Source organism: Pseudoduganella namucuonensis (assembly GCF_900116645.1).
In the GTDB taxonomy this organism is placed as follows: Bacteria; Pseudomonadota; Gammaproteobacteria; order Burkholderiales; family Burkholderiaceae_D; genus Rugamonas; species Rugamonas namucuonensis.
On sequence record NZ_FPBO01000029.1, the window covers coordinates 1 to 21,833 of the forward strand.

Annotated in this window: 15 protein-coding genes and 1 pseudogene; 9 read left to right on the forward strand and 7 right to left on the reverse strand. The window is 67.5% G+C overall.

Going from position 1 to position 21,833, the window contains the following annotated elements:
* Positions 1 to 87: 87 nt before the first annotated feature.
* The 3 genes from BM436_RS37235 to BM436_RS25120 all read right to left on the reverse strand — a co-directional run bounded on the left by BM436_RS37235 (position 88) and on the right by BM436_RS25120 (position 1,703).
* Positions 88 to 237: a hypothetical protein gene (locus BM436_RS37235; protein ID WP_177307497.1), complete on the reverse strand. Its 150-nt coding sequence runs from the start codon at positions 235 to 237 to the stop codon at positions 88 to 90.
* Positions 238 to 267: 30 nt separating this feature from the next.
* Positions 268 to 663, reverse strand: coding sequence for a transposase (locus BM436_RS25115; RefSeq protein ID WP_093558275.1), 396 nt, complete (start codon positions 661 to 663; stop codon positions 268 to 270).
* Between the two features lie 137 nt (positions 664 to 800).
* Positions 801 to 1,703 (reverse strand): LysR family transcriptional regulator, encoded by a 903-nt coding sequence (locus tag BM436_RS25120; RefSeq protein WP_093558276.1) that lies wholly within the window; start codon positions 1,701 to 1,703, stop codon positions 801 to 803.
* Between the two features lie 145 nt (positions 1,704 to 1,848).
* Between BM436_RS25120 and BM436_RS25125 the strand changes: the two genes are divergently transcribed.
* From BM436_RS25125 to BM436_RS25150, 6 genes are read left to right on the forward strand one after another with little or no spacing between them, the layout of a single operon-like run.
* Positions 1,849 to 4,140 (forward strand): thiamine pyrophosphate-dependent enzyme, encoded by a 2,292-nt coding sequence (locus BM436_RS25125; protein ID WP_093558277.1) that lies wholly within the window; start codon positions 1,849 to 1,851, stop codon positions 4,138 to 4,140.
* On the forward strand, positions 4,133 to 5,740 hold the full coding sequence (locus BM436_RS25130; RefSeq protein WP_093558278.1) for an indolepyruvate oxidoreductase subunit beta family protein: 1,608 nt from the start codon (positions 4,133 to 4,135) through the stop codon (positions 5,738 to 5,740). The genes BM436_RS25125 and BM436_RS25130 overlap by 8 nt, the downstream gene beginning before the upstream one ends.
* Complete coding sequence (locus BM436_RS25135) at positions 5,733 to 6,764, forward strand: carbon-nitrogen hydrolase family protein (RefSeq protein ID WP_093558279.1); 1,032 nt, start codon at positions 5,733 to 5,735, stop codon at positions 6,762 to 6,764. Before BM436_RS25130 ends, BM436_RS25135 begins: the two co-directional genes overlap by 8 nt.
* A 13-nt stretch (positions 6,765 to 6,777) precedes the next feature.
* Positions 6,778 to 7,881 (forward strand): cupin domain-containing protein, encoded by a 1,104-nt coding sequence (locus BM436_RS25140; protein WP_093558280.1) that lies wholly within the window; start codon positions 6,778 to 6,780, stop codon positions 7,879 to 7,881.
* Between the two features lie 36 nt (positions 7,882 to 7,917).
* Positions 7,918 to 8,826 (forward strand): fumarylacetoacetate hydrolase family protein, encoded by a 909-nt coding sequence (locus BM436_RS25145; protein ID WP_093558281.1) that lies wholly within the window; start codon positions 7,918 to 7,920, stop codon positions 8,824 to 8,826.
* 13 nt (positions 8,827 to 8,839) lie between these two features.
* Complete coding sequence (locus tag BM436_RS25150; protein WP_307666156.1) at positions 8,840 to 9,607, forward strand: maleate cis-trans isomerase family protein; 768 nt, start codon at positions 8,840 to 8,842, stop codon at positions 9,605 to 9,607.
* A gap of 21 nt (positions 9,608 to 9,628) precedes the next feature.
* Here BM436_RS25150 and BM436_RS25155 read toward each other — a convergent pair whose 3' ends face one another.
* The 3 genes from BM436_RS25155 to BM436_RS25165 form a co-directional block, all read right to left on the reverse strand.
* Positions 9,629 to 12,073, reverse strand: a complete 2,445-nt coding sequence (locus tag BM436_RS25155; RefSeq protein WP_093558282.1) for a glycoside hydrolase family 95 protein — start codon at positions 12,071 to 12,073, stop codon at positions 9,629 to 9,631.
* 139 nt (positions 12,074 to 12,212) lie between these two features.
* Positions 12,213 to 12,944, reverse strand: coding sequence for a FadR/GntR family transcriptional regulator (locus tag BM436_RS25160; RefSeq protein ID WP_093558358.1), 732 nt, complete (start codon positions 12,942 to 12,944; stop codon positions 12,213 to 12,215).
* Between the two features lie 141 nt (positions 12,945 to 13,085).
* A complete protein-coding gene (locus BM436_RS25165; protein ID WP_093558283.1) occupies positions 13,086 to 16,001 on the reverse strand; it encodes a TIM-barrel domain-containing protein in 2,916 nt (971 codons plus the stop codon).
* Between the two features lie 184 nt (positions 16,002 to 16,185).
* Between BM436_RS25165 and BM436_RS25170 the strand changes: the two genes are divergently transcribed.
* Together BM436_RS25170 and BM436_RS38035 are read left to right on the forward strand one after the other, a co-directional pair.
* On the forward strand, positions 16,186 to 17,823 hold the full coding sequence (locus BM436_RS25170) for a glycoside hydrolase family 43 protein (protein WP_093558284.1): 1,638 nt from the start codon (positions 16,186 to 16,188) through the stop codon (positions 17,821 to 17,823).
* 87 nt (positions 17,824 to 17,910) lie between these two features.
* Positions 17,911 to 19,002, forward strand: a pseudogene (locus BM436_RS38035) (oligosaccharide MFS transporter); the annotation flags it as partial.
* Here the strand turns inward: BM436_RS38035 and BM436_RS25180 are convergent.
* Positions 18,990 to 20,132 (reverse strand): LacI family DNA-binding transcriptional regulator, encoded by a 1,143-nt coding sequence (locus BM436_RS25180; RefSeq protein ID WP_093558286.1) that lies wholly within the window; start codon positions 20,130 to 20,132, stop codon positions 18,990 to 18,992. The pseudogene BM436_RS38035 and the gene BM436_RS25180 sit on opposite strands and share 13 nt — an antisense overlap.
* Before the next feature lie 298 nt (positions 20,133 to 20,430).
* On the opposite strand from BM436_RS25180, the gene BM436_RS25185 reads away from it, so the two are divergent.
* Positions 20,431 to 21,474, forward strand: coding sequence for a LacI family DNA-binding transcriptional regulator (locus BM436_RS25185; RefSeq protein WP_093558287.1), 1,044 nt, complete (start codon positions 20,431 to 20,433; stop codon positions 21,472 to 21,474).
* The last annotated feature ends 359 nt before the right edge of the window (positions 21,475 to 21,833 follow it).

The window sequence follows — 21,833 nt, forward strand, 5'->3', positions numbered from 1 at the left end:
GCGGTCCTCGGTTGTTGTTAGGCGTGAGAACCAATAACAACGCGCTTCATGGCGTGGCCGCCGACCTCTTCTCATGAAATATCCGGGCTAGCGCGCCTGCCGCACGCCGGGGGGCAGCAGATACCAGCCTAGCTGGCGGCGGATCTCGGCCATGGATGGCGGCGGCTCCGCGGCCTGCCTGCGCTGCCGCATGAACTGGCGGAGCTGTTCCTTGCTGGGTTTTGTGGTGGTGTTCATTTCCGTTCTCCTCGGGGCGCCGTCGCCGGATCAGCCCATCAATGCGCTGCAGAAGGTGGCTTGCTTCCTGGCCTGGACCGGCGCGGGGCCGGCGCCCGGCACGGCGCGGCCGGCGCGCCCGAGGCGCTCGGCCATCGCTTGCCAGGTGCCGTCGGCCAGCCATTGCTCGTAACGGCGGCGGCAGGTGGTGGGCGAGGGGTAGCGGGCGGGCAGCGTCAGCCAGCCGGCGCCCGTGCACAGCCGCCACAGCGCGGCGTTGACCATGGCGCGCGGATCGGCGGCGGGCCGGCCGCGCCGCGGCGCGCCCGCCCCGCCGCCGGCGGGGGAGGGCCCGTGCAGCGCGGCGATCAGTTCCCATTCTTGGTCGTCCAGTTCATCGAACTGTCCAGGTGTCCGGGCCGGGTGGCCGGCTGTTAAGGTATTCATGGCGTTCTCCTCCTGTCCCTCGTGCGGGGCATGGATTCAGTATCGCCAGCATGGGGCCTGGGCACTATCCGATATCGGCAACGCGTATCCGGAAAACGCAGCAATGTGCGGCGGGGCGGGGATGGGGCGTCCCCGCGCTAGCCCGCCAGCGTCTCCACCAGCAGGGTGCGCAGCCAGCGGTTGGCGTCGCTTTCCTCGAAATCGGCGTGCCAGTGCACGGTCACTTCGACCTCGGGCAATTCCACCGGCAATTCAAAGGTCGAGAAATGGCGTCCGCCGTTCATGCTGCGGGCGGCGCTGCGCGGCAGCGTCACCGCGAGGTCGGTGCGTTGCAGGATCTGCGGAAGCACGCTGAAGTGCGGCAACTGCAGCGCGACGGTGCGGTGCAGCTTGCGCTCGCGCAGGAAGTCCTCGATCAGCCGGTGGCTGTTGTCGGCCGAGGCCACGTGCACGTGCGCCATCGCCAGGTAGTCCTCCACCGATAGCTTGCGGCGGGTCTCTCCCGGGCGCTTGAGCGCCATGCACACATAGGGTTCGCGGAACAGGGCCTGGCTGCGGGTGTTCGGTTTCAGCGACGGCAGGTTGCCGACCGCCAGGTCCAGCCTGCCGCTGCGCAGCGCCTCCTCGATCTGCCCCAGCGGCACCTGGCACACCTCCAGCATCACGTGCGGCGCGGCGGCGCGCAGCCGTTCGCACAGGGGCGGCAGGAACACCATTTCACCGATGTCCGACATCGCGATGTGGAAGGTGCGCTTGCTGAGCGCCGGGTCGAACGGCTCGCCGTGGCGCAGCGCGTCCTGCACCACGGACATCACGCGCCGGATCGGCTCGCGCAAGGCCAGCGCGGCCGAGGTGGGCTGCATGGCGTTGCCGGAACGGACGAACAGCGGGTCGTTGAACATCGCGCGCAGGCGCCCCAGCGCGTAGCTGACGGCGGGCTGCGACAGTCCGAGCCGGGCGCCGGCCTGGGTCAGGCTGTTTTCCTCGGCGATCGCGTGAAACACGCGCAACAGGTTCAGATCGGCGTCAAGGATATCCATGGTGTTTATTCCGCCCCATATATTGATCTATTTGACCGATATTCTACAGCCCACCTACACTCGATCGCAAGGTTTCAGAGGCCGTGACAGCGCCACAGCGATGGCGCGCACGGGGAGCGATTTGACGAGTAAGGAGGGGATAAGCATGGCTGAGAGGTCGTTTAAAAAGGAAGTGGAGAAGCTGCGTGCCGGCGCCGGCGAGGTGTTCGCCGGCGAGGGCATCCTGGCGGTGACGAAGGCGCTGCTGCAGTCGGGCGTGTCTTACGTGGCGGGGTATCAGGGCTCGCCGATTTCGCACCTGATGGACGTGCTGGCCGACGCCAGCGACATCATGCGGGAGTTGGGTGTGCATTTCGAGAGCAGCGCCAGCGAGGCCACGGCGGCGGCGACCTTGGCCGCCTCGGTCAACTATCCGCTGCGCGGCGCCATCACGTTCAAGGCCACGGCCGGCACCAACGTGGCGTCCGATCCCTTGTCCAACCTGGCCTCCGGCGGGGTCACCGGGGGCGCGCTGATCATCGTCGGCGAGGACTATGGCGAGGGTTCCAGCATCATGCAGGAACGCTCGCACGCCTTCGCCATGAAGTCGCAGATCTGGCTGCTGGACCCTCGGCCCAACCTGCCGTCCATCGTGCGGGCCGTCGAGAAGAGCTTCGAATTGTCCGAGGCCAGCAACACGCCGGTGATGCTGCAGATGCGCATCCGCGCCTGCCACATGCACGGGCACTTCGTGGCCAAGGACAATGTGCGTCCATCGTTCACGCTGGCCGACGCGATGAACCGTCCCTCGCGCGACATCAGCCGCATCGTGCTGCCGCCGGCGAGCTTTGTGCACGAGGATGAAAAGATCAATCAGCGCTGGCCGGCGGCGGTGGACTTCATCCGCCGCGAGAAGCTCAACGAATTCTTCGGCGACAGCGGCGCCGACAATGGCCTGGTGATCCAGGGCGGCATGTACAACACGGTGATCCGCGCCCTGCAGCTGCTGGACCTGGCGGACGTGGAGGGCAACACCGAGGTGCCGCTGTACGTGATGAACGTGGCCTATCCCTTGATCGACGACGAACTGCGCGGCTTCTGCCAGGACAAGCGCGCCGTGCTGATGCTGGAGGAGGGCCAGCCCGAGTTCATCGAGCAGGAGGTCAACACCAGCCTGCGGCGGGTGGACATGCAGACCCGCGTGCACGGCAAGGACATGCTGCCGCGCGCCGGCGAATACAGCACCAGCGTGGTCTTGAAGGCGCTGGTGAAGTTCTTCGACCTGTATCGTCCCGAGCTGTCGGCGTCCGAACGGCTGCCGCGGGGCGTGCGCGCGGCGCTGGCGCCGCGCCAGGTGACCATTCCCGTGCGCAAAGCCAGCGCCGCCGAGATGGCCGAGGCCGCCACCGCGGCGGCCGCGATCGCGACCGCGAAGGCGCCGGATTTCAAGGCGCCGGCGGTCATGACCGCCCCGGCTCCGGCCGTGGTGACGCTGAACGCCCCGGCACTGGACGTGCATCCGCGGCCACCCTCGTTTTGCACCGGCTGTCCCGAGCGGCCGATTTTCACGGCGATGAAGCTGGTCGAGCGCGAACTCGGCCCCCACCACATCAGCTGCGACATCGGCTGCCACCTGTTCGCCATCCTGCCGCCGTTCAGCCTGGGGGCGACCACCATGGGTTACGGCCTGGGCTGGGCCGGCGCGTCCGCCTTCAACACCACCGAACCCGCGCGCCGCACCATCAGCGTGATGGGCGACGGCGGCTTCTGGCACAACGGCCTGACCAGCGGTGTCGGCAACGCCGTGTTCAACAAGAGCGACAACGTGCTGGTCATCATCGACAACGGCTATTCCGCCGCGACCGGGGGCCAGGACATCCTCTCCTCCAAGGCCCGGAACGCCGACCGCGTGACCAACCTGCCGATCGAGAAGGCGGTGCGCGGCGTGGGGGTGGAATGGGTGCGCACCATCACCAACACCTACGGCATCGGCAATATGCGCGACACCCTGCGCGAGGCGCTCACCACCAAGACGCGCGGCCCGAAGGTCATCATCGCGCAGTCCGAATGCATGCTGAACAAGCAGCGCCGCGTGAAGCCGCTGATGCGCAAATGGGCCAGCGAGGGCAAGCGCGTGGTGCGCGAGCGCTTCGGCGTCGATTCCGACACCTGCACCGGCGACCATTCCTGCATCCGCCTGTCCGGCTGCCCGTCGCTGTCGGTCAAGGACAACCCGGACCCGCTGCGCCGCGATCCCGTCGCGACGGTGCTCGACAGCTGCGTGGGCTGCGGCGTCTGCGGCGAAGTCGCCCACGCCGCGGTACTGTGCCCCTCGTTCTACCGCGCCCAGATCATCAGCAATCCCACCCGTATGGACAAGTGGGCCGCGAGGATCGCCACGGCCATCATCGGCCGTTTGCAAAAACGTCTGGCCACCCGGGAGCTGAGCTATGCATGACACCACATTCACCACCACCATCCGCCAGCGGACGCCGGTGAAACCGGCGCCGGCCAAGCCCATCGGCATAGCCATCCTGGCCATGGGCGGCGAGGGCGGCGGCGTGCTGGCCGACTGGATCGTCGACCTGGCCGAGCACGAGGGCTACCCGGCGCAGAGCACCTCGGTGCCGGGCGTGGCGCAGCGCACCGGCACCACCATCTATTACGTTGAGTTCCTGCCGCGGGCGCGGTCGGACCAGCCGCCGGTCGCGCCGGTGCTGTCGCTGATGCCGGCCGCCGGCGACGTCGACATCGTCATCGCCTCGGAGCTGATGGAGATGGGACGCGCGGTGCAGCGCGGCCTGGTCACCGCCGACAAGACCACGCTGATCGCGTCCACCAACCGCGTCTATTCGATGACCGAAAAAAGCGCGATGGGCGACGGCCGGGTCGATCCGGCGCCGTTCATCGAAGCGGCCCGCGGCGCCGCCAAGCGCTTCGTTTGCGGCGACTTCGCCGCGCTGGCCGAGCGCAGCGGCAGCGTGATCAGCGCCGCCCTGCTGGGCGCGCTGGCGGGCACCGGCGCGCTGCCGTTCTCGCGCGAGCAGTTCGAGGCCGCCATCCGCCGCGCCGGCGTCGGCGTGGAGGGCAGCCTGAAGGCCTTCGGCGCCGGCTTCGAGCTGGCGCAAAAGGGGCCGCCGGCCGGCAAGATCGGCGCGGCCGCGGCCCATCCCGCCGCCGTCGAGCGCACGCGGCGCAAGCTGAAGGCGCTGGACGCGCGCATCGACGCCGAGTTCCCGGCGGCGGCCGGCACGGTGCTGCGCGCCGGCGTGCGGCGCCTGGCGGACTACCAGCACCTGGCCTACGCCGAGCAATACCTCGCGCGCCTGCTGCCCATCCGCGACGTGGACCGGCGCGCGGGCGACGGCGCCTCGCCGCTGCTGGTCGAGACCGCGCGCCACCTGGCCCTGTGGATGTCCTACGAGGACACGGTGCGCGTGGCGGACCTGAAGATACGCGCGACCCGCTTCCAGCGGGTGGGCAAGGAGGTCAAGGTCAAGGACGACCAACTGCTGCACATCAACGAGTATTTCCACCCGCGCGTGGACGAGATCGCCGACACGCTGCCGGCCTGGCTGGGCAAGCTGCTGATGCGCCCGGGCCGTTTGCGCGACACCCTGGAACGCATGACCGCCAAGGGGCGGGTGGTGCGCACCACCTCGCTGGCCGGTTTCCTGCTGCTGTACGGCGTGGCGGGCCTGCGCGGCTGGCGGCCCGTGTCGCTGCGCTACCGGCGCGAGCACGCCGAAATGGAGAACTGGCTGGGCCACATCGGCGCCCATGCCGCCCAACGTTACCCGCTGGCGCTCGAGATCGCGGCGTGCCAGCGCCTGGTGAAGGGCTATGGCGACACCCATGCGCGCGGCATGCGCAACTTCAAGCTGATCGAGGCGCTGTTGCCCAGGATGGCCGCCAGCGCCGATGGCCCGGAGCGCATGCGCCAGTTGCGCGAGGCGGCGCTCAAGGACGAGGAGGGCGCCCAACTCGCCGCCCTGCTGCGCGAATGGCAATGGCCGGCGCCGGCCCCACAGACTTTCATGGAGAAACATCATGCTTGAACTACCGAAGTTCATCGCCGCTGCGGTGCAGGCGGCGCCGGAATTCCTGAACACCGGCGCCACCATCGACAAGGCCGTGTCCCTGATCCACGAGGCGGCGGCCGGCGGCGCGCGCCTGGTCGCCTTCCCCGAGGTGTTCGTGGCCGGCTATCCGTACTGGAACTGGATCATGACGCCGCTGGAAGGCGGCGCGTGGTTCGAGAAGCTGTACCGCGGCGCGATCTTGGTGCCGGGGCCCGAGGTGGACGCGCTGTGCGGCGCGGCGCGCCAGGCCAAGGTCAACGTCGTCATCGGCGTCAACGAGCGGGCGCCCCACAGCCTGGGTACGATCTACAACACGGTGCTCACCATCGGCTCGGACGGACGCCTGCTGGGCCGCCACCGCAAGCTGGTGCCCACCTGGGCCGAAAAGCTGACCTGGGCGCCGGGCGACGCCAGCGGGCTGAAGGTGCACCAGACCGACATCGGTCCGCTGGGCGCGCTGGCCTGCGGCGAGAACACCAACACGCTGGCGCGCTTCGCGCTGCTGGCGCAGGGCGAGCTGGTGCACGTGGCCAACTACATCGCGCTGCCGGTGGCGCCGCCCGACTACGACATGGCCGAGGCGATCAAGGTGCGCGCCATGGCGCACAGCTTCGAGGGCAAGGTGTTCACGGTGGTGTCCTGCTCCACGGTGTCGGAGGAGATCATCCGCGCCATGGAGCGTGAAAAGCCGGGCGCGCGCGCGCTGCTGGAACGCGGCAACAGCGCCTTCTCCGCCATCATCGGACCGGACGGCCGGGTGGTCGGCGAGCCGCTGGTGGACGAGGAGGGCATCGTCTACGCCGAGATCGACCTGGCGCGCTGCATCCAGCCCAAGCAGATGCACGACATCGTCGGCCATTACAACCGCTTCGACATCTTCGACCTGAAAGTCAACACCGCGCCCCAGCGGGCGGTGACGCTGCATGGCGCGGAGGCGGCCGAGCCGCCCGCCCGCGCCGAGCAAGCCGACAGCGGCGCCGAATCGGCCAACACCCGTTAAGAAGGAGGACAGCATGCGTGAAGACATGATAGGCCGGGCCAACGTGGAGGACACGCCGGAACTGGAGGAGTACTACCGGGAACTGGCGCGGCACGAGGCCGGCGCGCTGTGGACCGTGGCCAACACCATCGAGCCCTGGTTCCCGAAATCGAGCTCGGTGGCCACGCTGTGGCGCTACCGCGACCTGCGCGAACTGGTGCTGCGCTCGGTGGACCTGGTCACGCCCGAGAAGGCCGGGCGGCGCGTGGTCATGCTGACCAATCCGCGGCGCAGGGACGTCAGCGCCAGCGTGGGCTGGCTCTATTCCGGCCTGCAGGTGATGCGGCCGGGCGAGGAGGCCAGCGCGCACTGCCACTCCGCGTCGGCGCTACGCTTCATCATGGAGGGCTCCGGCGCCTACACGGTGGTCGACGGCCACAAGATGACGCTCAACGCGCGCGACTTCGTGCTCACGCCCAACGGCACCTGGCACCAGCACGGGGTGGAGGAGGATGGCGCCTGGTGCGTATGGCAGGACGGCCTGGACATCCCGCTGGTGAACGCGCTGGAAGCGAACTTCTACGCGGTGCACCCCGATCTGGCGCAGTCCCCCACCTACCCGGTCGACGACTCCACGCTGACCTTCGGCGGGCCGGGCCTGCTGCCGGTGAACTTCAAGTGGGACAAGCCCTACTCGCCGCTGTTCAAGTACCAGTGGGACGCCACCTACGAGGCGCTGCGCAACTACGCGCGCGTGACGGACGGCTCGCCATACGACGGCATCATCCAGCAGTTCGTCAATCCCATGACGGGCGGGCCGGTGATGCAGACCATGGGCGCCGCCATGCAGATGCTGCGTCCCGCCGAGCGGACGAAGGCGCACCGCCACACCGGCAGCGTGATGTACCAGGTGGCCAAGGGCAGCGGCTATTCGGTCATCGGCGGCAAGCGCTTCGACTGGCGGGAGAAGGACATCTTCTGCGTGCCGTCCTGGGAGGTGCACGAGCACGCCAACCTGTCCGCCACCGAGGACGCCTGCCTGTTCTCCTTCAACGATTTTCCCGTCATGCGCGCCCTCGGCCTGTACCGCGAGGAGGCGTGGGACGACAACGGCGGCCATCAGATCGTCGCCGCCTAGCAACCCTCCCGTTCACCACCACAACAAGAGAAGACCATGAAACTGATCACCTACCAAACCCGCAACCTGCAGACCCGCCTGGGCGCCCTGGTGGACGGCTACGCCGTCGATATCGAGCGCCTGGGCGCGGCCGCCGGCGTCGGCCTGCCCGACAACATGCTGGACTTCATCGACGCCTCGCCGGTGGCGCTGCAGCGCACCCGGGAGCTGCTGGACCGGCACGCCGGCAAATGGCCGCTGAACGTCGCCACGCCGGTGGCCAATGTCCGCCTGCTGGCGCCGATCCCGCGGCCGCGCAAGAACATCTTCGGCATCGGCCTCAATTATGTCGAACACGTGGCCGAATCGGCGCGCAACCTGGACACCGCCAAGGACCTGCCCAAGCAGCCGGTGGTGTTCTCCAAGCCGCCCACCGCGGTGATCGGCCCGGGCGACGCGATCGGGCACAACGCCCAGGTCACCCAGCAGCTGGACTGGGAAGTGGAACTGGCGGTGGTGATCGGTTCCACTTGCCGCCGCACCGGCCAGGAGGAGGCGATGGACAAGGTGTTCGGCTACACCGTCCTGAACGACATCAGCGCGCGCGACTGCCGGCGCGCGGGCCAGTGGATCTTCTCCAAGGGGCAGGACACCTACGCGCCCATGGGGCCGTGCATCGTCACCGCCGACGAGGTGCCGGATCCGCACAACCTGAACCTGTGGCTGAAGGTGAACGGCCAGGTCAAGCAGAACTCCAACACGCGCCACCTGTTGTTCAAGATCCCGGCGCTGATCGCCGACATCAGTTCGGCCATCACGCTGGAGCCGGGCGACATCATCGCCACCGGCACCCCCGCCGGCGTGGGCGCCGGCATGGATCCGCAGGAATGGCTGTGGCCCGGCGACGTGGTGGAGCTGGGCGTCGAGTCGATCGGCGAACTGCGCAACCCGGTTGTGGCGGTGTGAGATGGAGGCGAACATGAACATGAACCGGCAAGCGAAACGCTATCGCATCGGCCAGATCGTGCCGAGCTCGAACACCACGATGGAAACGGAAATCCCGGCCATGCTGCGCGCGCGCGAGCTGATGCTGCCGGAGCGCTTCAGCTTCCATTCCAGCCGCATGCGGATGAAGAAGGTGACCAAGGAGGAGCTGGAGGCCATGGACCGCGACTCCGACCGCTGCGCCGACGAATTGTCGGACGCGCGGGTGGACGTGATGGGCTACGCCTGCCTGGTGGCGATCATGAGCATGGGCCAGGGCTACCACCGCCAGTCGGAGGCGCGCCTGCACGAACGCACGCTGCGCAACGGCGGCGCGGCGCCGGTGGTCAGCAGCGCCGGCGCCTTGATCGAGGGCCTGAAGGCGCTGGGGGCGAAGAAGGTGTCCATCGTCTGCCCCTACATGAAGCCGCTCACCAGGCTGGTGGTCGACTACATCGAGAACGAGGACATCCAGGTGCACGACTACTGCGCGCTGGAGATTCCGGACAACCTGGAAGTGGGCGCGCGCGACCCGATGGCGCTGCTGGACATTTACAAGCGCGTGTCCCTGCACGGTGTCGACGCGCTGGTGCTGTCCGCCTGCGTGCAGATGCCGTCGCTGGCCGCCGTGCCGGTGGTCGAGGCCGAGGCCGGCCTGCCGGTGGTGTCCGCGGCAGTGTGCACCACCTGGCAGATGCTCAATCACCTGGGCTTGCCGGCCCGGGTGCCGGACGCGGGGGCGCTGCTGTCGGGCCGCTATTGAGCCGAGCGGGCGCGCGGCCTGTCAGCGCCGGACGGCGGGCCGCACGCGGTAGGTTTTTCCTTTGGCCGCGTTGAACGCCAGGGTGTAGCCGATCGCGCCGCGCCGGCCGCGCGCCTTCACGCCATCCACCGTCACCGGCACCGCCGTGCGGATCACGCAGCGGCCGCCCTGGCGAGCCTCGATGCTGGCGCCGCGCAGTCCGCCGTCCTTCCAGGCCAGGTCCACCACGAAATTGCCGCGCCCGACCAGGCCTTTCACTTCGCCGTCCCGCCACGCCGCCGGCAGCGCGGGCAGCAGGTGCAGTTCGTCGTTCTGGCTTTGCAGCAGCATCTCGATCACCCCCGCCGTGCCGGCGAAGTTGCCGTCGATCTGGAAGGGCGGGTGGGCGTCGAACAGGTTGGCGTAGGCGCCGCCGTGCGAGTCGCCCGGCCTGGTCAGCCGCAGCAGGTTGCGGAACAGCTTGTAGGCGCGGTCGCCGTCGAGCAGGCGCGCCCAGAAGTTGACCTTCCACGCCAGGCTCCAGCCGGTGCCCTCGTCGCCGCGCAGTTCCAGCGTGCGGCGCGCGGCCTTGGCCAGTTCCGGGGTGGCCAGCGGTGAAATGACGCGCGCCGGGTGCAGCGCGTACAGGTGGGACACGTGGCGGTGGCCGGGCTCAGCCTCGTCGAAGTCCTTGTACCACTCCTGCAACTGGCCCTTGGCGCCGATCTGGAAGGGGAACAGCTTTTGTTCGGCGGCCGCCACTTCCCGGCGGAACGCGTGGTCGGTGTCCAGCGTCCGCCCGGCCGCCTCCAGGTTGGTGAACAGGTCGCGGGCGATCGCCATGTCCATGGTGGAGGCCACGCTGACGATGCCGGCTTGCCGGTCGCCGTAGTGGAACGCGTTCTCGGGGGAGGTGGATGGCGCGGTGACCAGGCGGCCTTGCGCGTCCGGTTGCAGCCAGGCGAGCAGGAAGCGGGCCGCGTCCTTCATGACCGGATAGGCTTCCTTGAGGAAGTCGCGGTCGCCGGTGAACTGGTAGTGTTCCCACAGGTGGCGGGCGAGCCACGCGCTGCCCATCGACCAGTTGGCCCATTTGGGGTCGCCCTTGCCGAAATCGCCCACCGGATTGCTGGCGGCCCAGATGTCCGAATTGTGGTGCACCACCCAGCCCGGGGCGTGGTAGAACGACGCCGCCGTTTCCTTGCCGGTGACGGCCACGTTGCGGATGAAGTCGTTCATGGGCGAGAACAGCTCGCCCAGGTTGGCGCTTTCCACCGGCCAGTAATTCATCTGCAGGTTGATGTTGGTGGTGTAGTTGCTGCTCCATGGCGGGCGCAGCAGCTGGTTCCAGATCCCCTGCAGGTTGGCGGGCGCGTCCTTGGTGCGGGACGAGGAGATCAGCAGGTAGCGGCCGAACTGGACGTACAGCACCTCCAGGCCGGGATCGGCCTGGCCGGCGGTGTACTCGGCGAGGCGGCGGTCGGTGGGGATGGCGCCCCGGTCCGGCCGGCCCCGGCCCAGGTCCAGCGACACGCGGTCGAAATAGCGGTGGAAGTCCGCGAGGTGGGCGGCGCGCAGGGCCGCGTAGCCGCGCCGCGCCGCGCGCTCCAGGTGGCCGGCGGCCAGCGCGTGCTGGTCCTTGCCGGCGCTGTCCGGACACCGGTCGTAGCCGGCGAAGCTGGTCGCGGCCGACAGCAGCAGCACCACTTCCGAGGCGCCGTCGACCTGGAGGCGCTTGCCTTGCGCCGTCAGCGTGCCGTCCGTGACGAGGGGCTTGACGATCAGTTCATAGCGCATGCCCTTGCAGCCGGACGGATCGTCCTGGATCACGGGTTCCGGGTTGTATTTCACATAGTTGGGATCGACGTGGGCCGGCGCCTTGCCGCGCAGCGTCAGCGTGTCGTCGGCGGCCGTGGTGTCGGCGCGCAGCTGGCTGCGGGTTTCCAGCGCGAGATTGAGCGCGCCCGGCCGGTCCGCCGACAGGCGCACCACGATCACCTGGTCCGGCGCGGAGGCGAACACCTCGCGCCGGTAGCGCACGCCGTTGGCGGTGAAGGTGGTGGTGGCGACGCCGTCGCGGATGTCCAGCGCGCGCCTGTAATCGGCCGCGCCGGCGCCGTTCAGGTCTTGCTGGATCAGCAAATCGCCGAGCGGCATATAGCTTTCCGTGTAGCGGCCCTGCATCTTGCGCGTGAGCGCGTAGGCGGAGGCGTAGTCGCCGCCGTCGAGCGCCTTGCGCACCTGGCCCAGCGCGTCGAACGCGCCAGGATTGACCGCGGTGTCGACCGGCCCTCCGCTCCACAGCGTGGCTTCGTTCAACTGCAGCAGCTCCTGCTCCGGACGGCCGAACACCATGGCGCCCAGCCGGCCGTTGCCGATGGGGAGGGCGTCGGTCCACTCGGCCGCCGGTTTGTCGTAGTGCAGGGTCAGCCTGTCCTGGCCGTCCGCGCGGACGGCCGCGGCGGCGCCCAGCAAGCCCAGTAGCATGCACGTCCGCAGCAGCGACGCGCCCGTCCGCGAGCGCCGCCGGGAAAGGGGGGCGGAGCCAACTCGCGGCGCGGGAAATGGATCCTCGGTCATTCTTTTATTCCTTGGTGAGTGGGGAGGGGCGCGGCCAGGCCGCCGTTCAGGCGCCACCGCCGGCTAACGTGCGGGTGACACGATCCAAGTGTATGCGCATGGCCTTGCGGGCGCCGGTCCCGTCCCGCGCGGCGATGGCGTCGAGAATAGCGCGGTGGTCCAGCAGGGTCGCCTTGCGCAGCTCCTCGGTCCGGTAGTGCTCCTTCAGCCGGTGCCACAGGCCGCTGCGCTGACGCCACAGGTAGTCGATCACGCCGACCAGCGCCGTGTTGCCGGTCGCGCGCGCGATCGCGAGATGAAAATCGCGGTCCGCCGCCTCGTTGCTGGACCGGTCCTCGTGTGTGCGCTCCATTTCCAGCAGGGCCGCCAGGATGGCGCTCACCTCGGCGCTGGTGGCGTTCTTCGCGGCCATCGCCGCCACCTCGGTCTCGATCATGCCGCGGGCGGACAGCACCTCGAACGGTCCCGGCCCGCCTTCCGGCGCATCGGCCAGGGATGCCGGATCCTTGCCGACGTACACGCCGGAGCCGCCGCGCACCTCGACCACGCCTTCCAGTTCCAGCGCGATCAGCCCCTCGCGCAGCGAAGCGCGGCTGACGCCCAGCGACGCGGCCAGTTCGCGCTCGGCGGGCAGGCGCGCGCCGGGCTCGATTCGCCGGTCCCGTATCAGTTCCTGTATCCGCCCGGCCACCACCCGGTACATGCGGGGCTCGGCCGGGCGCGCGGCCCGCGTCCGGCCGCCGCCCGCGCCGCTCCCGTACGCATCGGTTTTCATCATGGGGTTTTTCGAGTGGGAATTGAACATGGCCTCAATTGTACTGTATATATTTAGGACAATCGAGTGCGGAGTGGCCTGTTCAATGATGGTTTTGATCGTCGAACGGACCGGAGGATGCCGAGGCCCCCTCCGGTCGCGGGCTTAGAACTTCACCGATACCGGCTTGCCCGAATAGGTGATGGCCTTGGTGGCGGCCGCCGGTTCGATCGCGCTGGCGTTCGCGGGGCCGACCAGGACGAGATTCAGCTTGCGCGCCTTGACCAGGCCCGGATAGGACCCTTTGCGGGCGCCGACGGTCAAGGTCCTGGCGGCGTCGTTCCAGACCAGGTCGTAGGTGGCGTAGCGCCCCTTTTCGTAGTCGTAGGTCTCGTTGTCGTCCTCGTAGACGGTGAATTTGCCGTCGGCGCCGGGATAGACGCGGATCTCGTGCGGCGCGTCGGGCCGCTCGGTCGCATACTGGACCACGGGCCCCATCGGCACGATGGCGCCGGCGCGCACGTACAGGGGGAAGATGTCGAGCGGCACGTCCTTGCTCACGGTCTTGCCTCCGCCAAAGCGCTCATGCGTCCAGAAGTCGTACCAGTCGGCCCCCGCTGGCAGGTAGGTCCGCATGGTGGTGTCCGGCACGCCGGCATTCTTCGCCGCGTCGGCGATTTGCGACGGCGTGCGCCACGCAAGCCGCAGGTTGCGGTCGGAGGTGGCCTGGTAATACTCCAGGGTGACCGCCACGCTTTGGCCCTGCTTCAGGGTGACTTTGGTGTTGGCATAGCGCTTGCCGCCGTTCCTCCAGTCGTCGACGGCGAGCTTGCCGTCGATGTGCAGGCGGAAGCCGTCGTCGCCCTCCACGCCCAACTCGTACTCGCCGTCCTCCGGCGCCACGATGGAGCCGGTCCAGCGCGCGGAGAAACTGTCCAGGCTCGCCAAGCCAGCCGGAATGTCCGCCAGCGGCGGGCCCGGCCACTGGAAGTCGATGGTGGCGTCGACGGTCCGGCCCTTCGGCGATTCGAAACCGCGGCCTTCGAAGTACTGCCCGGCCAGCCCCGGCTTGCCGTCCGGCGTGCGCAGCGCGGTGGCCGGGATGGTGGCGGCGGGCGGCGGGGGGATGCGGTACATCTGGCGCGTGACCGGATGGACCAGGAACGATGGCCCGAACTGGAAGGCGTCGTTGATGTTGTGGACGCCGCGGTCGTCCGGGAAATCCATCGGCAGGGGACGCATCATCGTATACCCGTCGCGGGTGACCTTCCAGCTCAGGCTGTAGATATAGGGCAGCAGCCGGTAGCGCAGGTGGACGGCGTCCCGCAGCGCCTTGTACATCTCGGGATCGGATTGCTTGAAGATGTAGGGCTCGCGCTCGACGTTGGTGCCGTGGATGCGCATCAGCGGATTGAAGGCGGCGTATTGCAGCCAGCGGGCGTAAAGCTCGCGGTATGAGGCGTTCTTTTCGCCGCCCGGGAAATCGCTCGAGACGAAGAAGCCGGCGGTGTCCTGGGTCCAGTACGGGGTGCCGGTGACGGTGACGTTGACCCCGCCGTTGATCTGCTCCTGCAGGGTTTTCCAGCTGGCCCGCGTGTCGCCGGACCAGGAGGCGGCCGCCGTCCTCTGCGCGCCGGCCCAGGCCGAGCGCGTCAGGGTGAACACGCGCTGGTTGCTGGTGGCCCGTTGTCCCTCGTAAGTGCCCAGGGTGGTCATCAGGGAGTAGGGATTGAGGTAGCGGGTGAAATCGCCCAGGGCGTTGGTGCCGAGCAGCTTGATGTCCCGTTCGGTTTCGGCGGCGTCGTGGACCGCCGTGCCGACCTCCACTTCGGTGCCGTCCATCCACAGCGCGTCCACGCCGGCATCGAGCAGGCCTTGCTTGACGTGCTTGAAGTAGATCTTGCGCCCCTCGGGGCTGAAGGCGTCGTAGATGCGGGCCTTCTTCGAAATCCAGTGCAGCGGCTCGAAACGCAGGCCGTGCTGGTCGAGCTCCTTGCCCAGCGCCGTGTCGTTGCCGATCGAGGGCCAGATCGACACCATGAGTTTGAGGTTCATGTCGTGGATGGCCTTGGTCATGCCCTTGGGATCGGGAAAGCGCTCGCGGTTCCAGGTCATGCCGCTCCAGCTGCCGTCCTTGTCGCTGCCCCAATACTGCCAGTCCTGCACGATATAGTCGAGCGGGAACCGCTCCTTGCGGAAGGTTTGCGCCACCTCGAGCAGGCGGTCCTGCGTTTCGTAGCGTTCCTTGCTCATGAACAGACCGAAGGCCTGCTTCGGATACATGGGCGCGGCGCCGGTGAGGTCGCGGTAGCCGGCCACCACCCCGTCCAGCGTGGCACCGGCCATGAAGTAGTAATCGACGCCGCCCGGCGCGCTTTCGGCCCACAGCGAGGCGCCCTCGGGGCCGTCCTTGAAGCGCATCTTCGAGTAGCTGTCCCACAGGATGCCGTAGCGTTCCGACGACACCATGACCGGAATGACGATGCCGATATTGGTCTGCACCAGCAGCAGCTCCTTGTTTCGGCGATTGACCTCGCCTTCGCCCGTGAAGCCGAAGCCGTAGATGGCCTCCTCGGGTTTGAGCGTGAAGGTGTTCCGCGCCTCGTAGGTCGGCGCGCCGGCCACTTCGATTTTCCTCAGGGTCTGCGGCGCGGCCTGGTTTTCCCGCGTGTAGACCTTGCCCTTCGCGTCCTTGAAGGTGAGGGCGCCGGTCGCCTTGTCGATGACGATGTGTAGCAGTTTGCTTTCGAGCGTCAGGCTGTCGGCGTTGTCGCGTGTTTTGAAAGGGATGGCGGCGGGCTTGCCCGTCACCACGATGCTGGGATGCCGCCAGAAATTCCCGTCCAGCGTGGTGTTCACGCGGACCGTGTTCGGGCCGTAGAAGATCACGTTCTTGGTCGCGCCGCCCACGCGGACCTGCACGCCGTGCTCGATCAGCGTATACGAAAAGGGCGCGGCCGTGGCGGCGGCGACCGGCGTCAGGTGGCCGTTGGTGTCGAGGCCGGCGGGCGGTTTCGCGTCGGCGCTTCCGGCTAGTATGGCGAGGAGCGCGAATGTCGATAGCGCGGTAGGGTTTTCCATCTGTCTCCTTGGTTTGTTGGGGGCGGGGGGGCGGGGGCTCTCCGGCCATGGGGCATTGCAGCGGTGCAAATTATGGTGCAATTGTTTTCGATAACAAAAATGTCGCCCGGAAGCGCCTGGCCTGGTGGATTGTTTATGATATATATCGTACCATGGGACTTTGAATGTTTGTGAGGCAATTGATATGATCCTAGGCTGGCGATACCCGTGTGTACTTTCCGTTTTCCTGGCCGCCGCCGTCGCGCCGGCCAGCCACTGCCGGGCGGAGCAGCAGGGCGCCTGGGGCGGCTCGGCGCGCTGGGGCGATCTTGGCAACGGCGGCTACCGCAATCCCGTCCTCCCGGCCGATTACAGCGACCTGGACGCGATCCGCGTCGGCGACGACTACTATGCGATTTCGTCGACCTTCCAGTTCTCGCCGGGGATGGCGATCCTGCGTTCCCGCGACCTGGTCAACTGGAGCACCGTCGGCCACGCTGTGCCGGACCTGACCCAAATCTCGCCTGAACTGGACTGGACCCGGATGAACCGCTACGGCCGGGGTATCTGGGCCGGCGCCATCCGTCACCACGCGGGCCGCTACTGGATCTACTTCGGCACCCCGGACGAGGGCTACTTCATGACCAGCGCGGAACGCCCCGAGGGCCCGTGGACGCCCTTGCATCAATTGCTGGGCTCCGCCGGATGGGACGATTGCGCGCCGTTCTGGGACGATGACGGCAAGGGCTATTTCATCGGCACCAACTTCAGCGACGGCTACAAGATCCACTTGTGGGAAATGGGTCCCGACAACAAGTCGCTCGTTCCCGGCTCGAACCGGGTGATCTACCAGTCCAAGGGCAGCGAAGCCAACAAGCTGTACAAGTTCAACGGCACCTACTACCACTTCTTCAGCGAAGTGCAGGGCGACGCGCGCGTGATGATGATGCGGCGCGCCGGCTCGATACACGGCCCCTGGTCCGACAAGCGCCAGCTCATGCATGGCGACATCGCCGCCAGGCAGCCCAACCAGGGCGGGATCGTCCAGGGGCCCGACAATAACTGGTATTTCTTCACCCACCATGGCGACGGCGATTGGGCGGGCCGGGCGGCCAGCCTGCTGCCGGTGCACTGGGTCGATGGCTGGCCGGTGATCGGCCAGCCGGACCAGGCCGGACTCGGCACGATGGTATGGGAGGGCAAGATGCCGGCCCAGGGTTCGCCGCGGCTGTTCCCCCAGGGCAGTGACGGCTTCGACGCCGGGGCGCTCGCGCCCGTCTGGGAATGGAACTACCAGCCACGGATGGACAAGTGGTCCTTGTCGGCCCGGCCCGGCTTCCTGAGGCTGCAGGGCTTTGCCGGCCTGGATGGCGGCAACCTGCTCAAGGTCGGCAACGTGCTGACCCAGCGGGTGGTGCGCGCCGGCGGCCAGTCCTTCACCGCGCGGCTTGAACTGAAGGGGATGGCCGACGGCCAGCATGCCGGCCTGGCGCACTTCACGGCGCAGCCACGTAGCGGCAATCCGGCCGAATCCACGGCGTCGGCGGGGATAGTGATGGTGGACGGCAAGCGCTATGTGGAAATCTCGCGCGACGGCGGCTACACCCGCCTGCGGCCCTGGACGCGGGACACCATCTGGCTGCGATCGAGCTGGGGCATGGATGGCAAAGCCACCCTGGCCGTCAGTGCCGACGGCAAGCGGTTCGAGCCGGTGCTGGCCGGCTTCCCGTTGACCTGGGGCGCCTACCGCGGGAGCCGCGCCGGCTTGTTCTCGTTCAACCCCGTCGCGGAGCGGGGGTACGTGGACATCGACGGGGTGGACTATACCATCGGAAATCGCTAGCCTAGGGCCACGATTCAGGCCGCTCGCGCGGCAAAGGATGTCGATATGACCAGCAGGCAGTCCCAATACGCTTTCCTGTGCACTTACATGTTCGGGTATTTCTTCGCCCAGGCGATGAGCGTATCGCTGCTTGCCCTTTGGCTGCGCTCCACGCTGCAGTTGAACGGGACCGAGACCGGAATCGTGTTTTCCGCCAACTTCACCGCCGCCATGTGCTCGCAACCGGTGTACGGCTACCTGTCCGACAAGGCCGGCATGCGCAAGCATATCCTGTGGGTGGTGGCGATCCTGGTCATGCTGTCCGGCCCGTTCCTGGTGCATGTCTACAGCCCCCTGCTGAAGACCCACCTCTTGCCGGGCGCGGCGCTGGGCGGCGTCTACCTGGGCATCACCTTCATCGCGGGCGGCTACGCGGTCGAGTCCTACGTCGACCGGGTCGGCCGCGCCTGCGGCTTTGAATACAGCCGCGTGCGCATGTTCGGTTCGCTCGGCTTTGCCAGCGCCGTTTGCTTCAGCGGGCGCCTGTTCAGTATCGATCCAAACATCAACTTCTACCTGGGCTCGGCGGCCGGCCTGGCGCTGGTGGCGCTGATGCTGATGTGGCGCATCCCGGCGCCGGCGGCGGCCCTTGGTCCGGCCGCGCGCGTGGGCATTGCGGACGCGCTCGGCGTCCTGCGCGACAGGCACTTCTGGCGCTTCATGCTGTTTGTGCTGTCGGTCACCAATGTCTATCTGGTATTCGACCAGCAATTTCCCAGTTATTTCGCTTCGCTGTTCCCGACCAGGGAGGAGGGCGCGGCGATGTACGGCTACCTGAACTCGGTGCAGATCTTCCTCGAGGCGGGCGGCCTGTTCCTGGCGCCGCTGCTGGTCAGGCGCATCGGCGCCAAGAACGGCCTGCTGCTGGCCGGCGCCATCATGCTGATCCGGATCGCGGGATCCAGCCTGGCGGTGGGCCCTCTGTCCATATCCTGCATGAGATTGCTGCATTCGGTCGAGGTGCCGATCATCCTGGTCTCCGTGTTCCGCTATATCGCCTGCCATTTCGACCATCGCCTGGCCTCGACCGTGTACATGGTGGGCTGGAGCTTCGGCCACTCGATCGGCCTGGCCCTGCTGTCGCCGATGGTCGGCAAATGCTACGATCTGTTCGGTTTTCAGCGGGTCTACCTGCTGCTGGCGGCCCTCGGCCTGGTATTCCTGATCCTGTCCGCCTGGGGGCTGGAAGACACCCCCGCGGAGCGTTCCGACGCCGGCGCGCCGCTTGCCTCCCACCCCTGCGTCGAGGACAGGCGTGACACGAGCTTGTAGGGCAGCAGCCTGTGCTCCACGACGCTCGGCTGCCGCTTGCGCTGGCAACGGATCTGTTCGCAAATAAGTTCGACCGCAACCTGCCCCATCTCGCTGATCGGCTGGTGCACCGTGGTCAGGTTCGGCCATACCGTGGTGGCCAATGGCGTATCGTCGAATCCGCACACCGCCAGGTCCCCGGGTACGTCGAGCCGCATGCCGTGGGCCACCGCCACCACCGCGGCCGCCATGTCGTCGTTACAGGCGAATATGGCGCTCGGCCGATCGCTTTGCTCCAGCAGGCCACGCGCCGCGGCCAGCCCCGACCGGTACGTGAACATGCCGTCCGCGACCCGGTCCGGCGCCACTGGCAAGCGGGCTTCCCCCATCGCGTCCAGAAACGCCCGGTGGCGCAGCTGGGCGGGCGTGTGCCTCGGATCCCCCTTGATGAAGGCGATGTCCCGGTGCCCGAGCGAGATCAGGTGGCGGACCATCGACAACGCGCCGTCATAGTCGTCGATGCGTACCGCCGATGTCGACTTGCTGGGCCGTGCGGTCGCCACCGCCACCGCGGGTATGTCCAGTTCAGCCAGCAGCTTCAGCACGGGACGGGAGTCGCACAGCGGCGGCGTCAGCAGGATCCCGTGCACGCCGCTCGCGATGAGGTGGTCGATGGCGGCGCGCCATCCGAGCTGGCCCGCGCATTTCTCCAGTATCAACTGGGTCCCGCTTGAACTGCACCGGTCCAGCGCGCCGACCAGGAAGGCGCTCAGGAACGCCGCGCTCGGATTGCTGTACAGCAGGCCGATGCGCAGGCTGCCGACGCGCGCCGCGCGCGCGGCCACGTTGACTTCATACCTCAGTTGCGCGACGGCGGTGGCCACGCGTTGGCGCGTCTCGTCGCTGACGCGTTTGGTGCCGTTGATGACCCGCGAGACAGTCATCGCCGACACCCCGGCCAGGCGGGCCACGTCATACAGGGTGGCGTCGCCCTGGAGTGTTTTTTGTTGTTCAGTCATCGTTTGCACGGGGTTCTCGAGGCCAGAGGGGAGGGTGGGGGTGGATTTTCGTTAACGATACCACTTTTTTGGGCCATATCACAGACCGGATCGGCATCCTGGCGGGATTTCCATTGCCGCCACGCCTGCGGTTCGTTGCGCGCCCCATGCGGCGCCGGGAGGTCCTGGCGGGTATCGGACGGAATTTGGATTGGTATCGGTACCAATCTTCCCCGCCGGGCGTGCCCGTTGAGAGCGGGTTACATCCGTGCTAAAGTTGGTGCGTTTCGCAATTCTCCTGGCACCCCTCGACTTTTCAATGACCAAATCCAAGCCGCCTCACGCCCCTTCCAGCATCACCTTGCACGACGTCGCCGCCCGCGCGGGCGTGTCGGCGATGACCGCCTCGCGCGCGCTCAGCGGAGAGGGCGCCGTTTCCCGCCGCAGCAAAAGCAAGGTCATGGCGGCGGCCGTCGCCCTGGACTACGTCCCGAACGTCTCGGCCCGGGTGATGCGTGGCGCGCGTTCCAACGTGCTTGGCATCATGCTCAACGACCTGACGTCGGCGCACCTCAGCGCCAGCGTGATGGAGATCAGCAAGGCGGTGCGCAGTCACAACCGCGATCTGGTGATCTACAACATGTTCTACACCAACGAGGCCCCTCGCGAGGGATCCAGCGTGAACCTGCTCGGCGGCGTATGCGATGGTTTCCTGGTCCTGCAAGGCATCACCGATAATCTGCTGCGCGTGCTGGAGAAGAGCCCGAAACCTATCGTCCTCGTCAACTTCTGGCGCACGCCCACCAGTCTGCCCGTGGTGCGGGCCGATAATTTCATCAGCGCCCGCGACGCCGTCCGCCACCTCCTCGAACTGGGCCACAAGCGCATCGCCTTCATCGGCGGCACGCAGAACTCGGGCCAGAGCAGCCAGCGCCAGCAAGGCTACATGGCCGCCCTGGCCGAGCAAGGCATCCAGCCGCCGCCGCAATGGCTGGAAACCGGCAACTTCAGCCACCTGTCCGGCCTGGAGGCGGGGAAGCGCCTGTTGAATTTACGGGAACGGCCAACCGCCATCTTCGCCGCCAGCGACATGGTGGCCTTCGGCGTCATGGAGGCGGCCCGCGCCGCGGGCCTGCGCCTGCCGCAGGACCTGTCCATAGTCGGATACGACGACACCGATGCGGCCGCGCTCGCCGATCCGCCCCTGACCAGCATTCGCCCGCCGCTGCAACGCCTGGCCGAAGCGGCCGTGCAGGAATTGATCGCGCGGATTGAGAATTCATCACAACAACACTCCTGCATCGAGCTGCCGAGCGAGGTCGTGATTCGCGCCTCGACGGCGCCGTGCATCGTACGCCGCTGATCCCGCGACCTGGCAAGGCGGGGCGCCAAGCCCGCGGGATGGCGCCCCGCGGCGCCCGCGCCCGCCCTTCGTTTCCCTGATTCCCGCGGCCGGCGGGCGTCGCGCGCAAGCGACATCGGCCGGGCTCTCGTTCTTCGCGCCAAGATTTTACTAGACATACTCTGTTTATTACATATAATGGACACGTTCTGTTATCGATACCAAATTCGCTTGAAATTGGTATCGATACCGAAAAATTGACTTTGTCAGTGTGGTATGGTAATTGCGGCGGAAAAGACGCTATTTCGCATCCAAATGCGGCGCGATGGATGCGCGATTGGTATCGATACCGAAAGTTGCCTTTGCAATAAATATGATAA

Bases quoted from the DNA above. Each gene is read 5' to 3' on its own strand.
- BM436_RS37235 (WP_177307497.1), bottom strand. From the start codon at position 237: ATGAACACCACCACAAAACCCAGCAAGGAACAGCTCCGCCAGTTCATG.
- BM436_RS25115 (WP_093558275.1), bottom strand. From the start codon at position 663: ATGAATACCTTAACAGCCGGCCACCCGGCCCGGACACCTGGACAGTTC.
- BM436_RS25120 (WP_093558276.1), bottom strand. From the start codon at position 1,703: ATGGATATCCTTGACGCCGATCTGAACCTGTTGCGCGTGTTTCACGCG.
- BM436_RS25125 (WP_093558277.1), top strand. From the start codon at position 1,849: ATGGCTGAGAGGTCGTTTAAAAAGGAAGTGGAGAAGCTGCGTGCCGGC.
- BM436_RS25130 (WP_093558278.1), top strand. From the start codon at position 4,133: ATGCATGACACCACATTCACCACCACCATCCGCCAGCGGACGCCGGTG.
- BM436_RS25135 (WP_093558279.1), top strand. From the start codon at position 5,733: ATGCTTGAACTACCGAAGTTCATCGCCGCTGCGGTGCAGGCGGCGCCG.
- BM436_RS25140 (WP_093558280.1), top strand. From the start codon at position 6,778: ATGCGTGAAGACATGATAGGCCGGGCCAACGTGGAGGACACGCCGGAA.
- BM436_RS25145 (WP_093558281.1), top strand. From the start codon at position 7,918: ATGAAACTGATCACCTACCAAACCCGCAACCTGCAGACCCGCCTGGGC.
- BM436_RS25150 (WP_307666156.1), top strand. From the start codon at position 8,840: ATGAACATGAACCGGCAAGCGAAACGCTATCGCATCGGCCAGATCGTG.
- BM436_RS25155 (WP_093558282.1), bottom strand. From the start codon at position 12,073: ATGCTACTGGGCTTGCTGGGCGCCGCCGCGGCCGTCCGCGCGGACGGC.
- BM436_RS25160 (WP_093558358.1), bottom strand. From the start codon at position 12,944: ATGATGAAAACCGATGCGTACGGGAGCGGCGCGGGCGGCGGCCGGACG.
- BM436_RS25165 (WP_093558283.1), bottom strand. From the start codon at position 16,001: ATGGAAAACCCTACCGCGCTATCGACATTCGCGCTCCTCGCCATACTA.
- BM436_RS25170 (WP_093558284.1), top strand. From the start codon at position 16,186: ATGATCCTAGGCTGGCGATACCCGTGTGTACTTTCCGTTTTCCTGGCC.
- BM436_RS25180 (WP_093558286.1), bottom strand. From the start codon at position 20,132: ATGACTGAACAACAAAAAACACTCCAGGGCGACGCCACCCTGTATGAC.
- BM436_RS25185 (WP_093558287.1), top strand. From the start codon at position 20,431: ATGACCAAATCCAAGCCGCCTCACGCCCCTTCCAGCATCACCTTGCAC.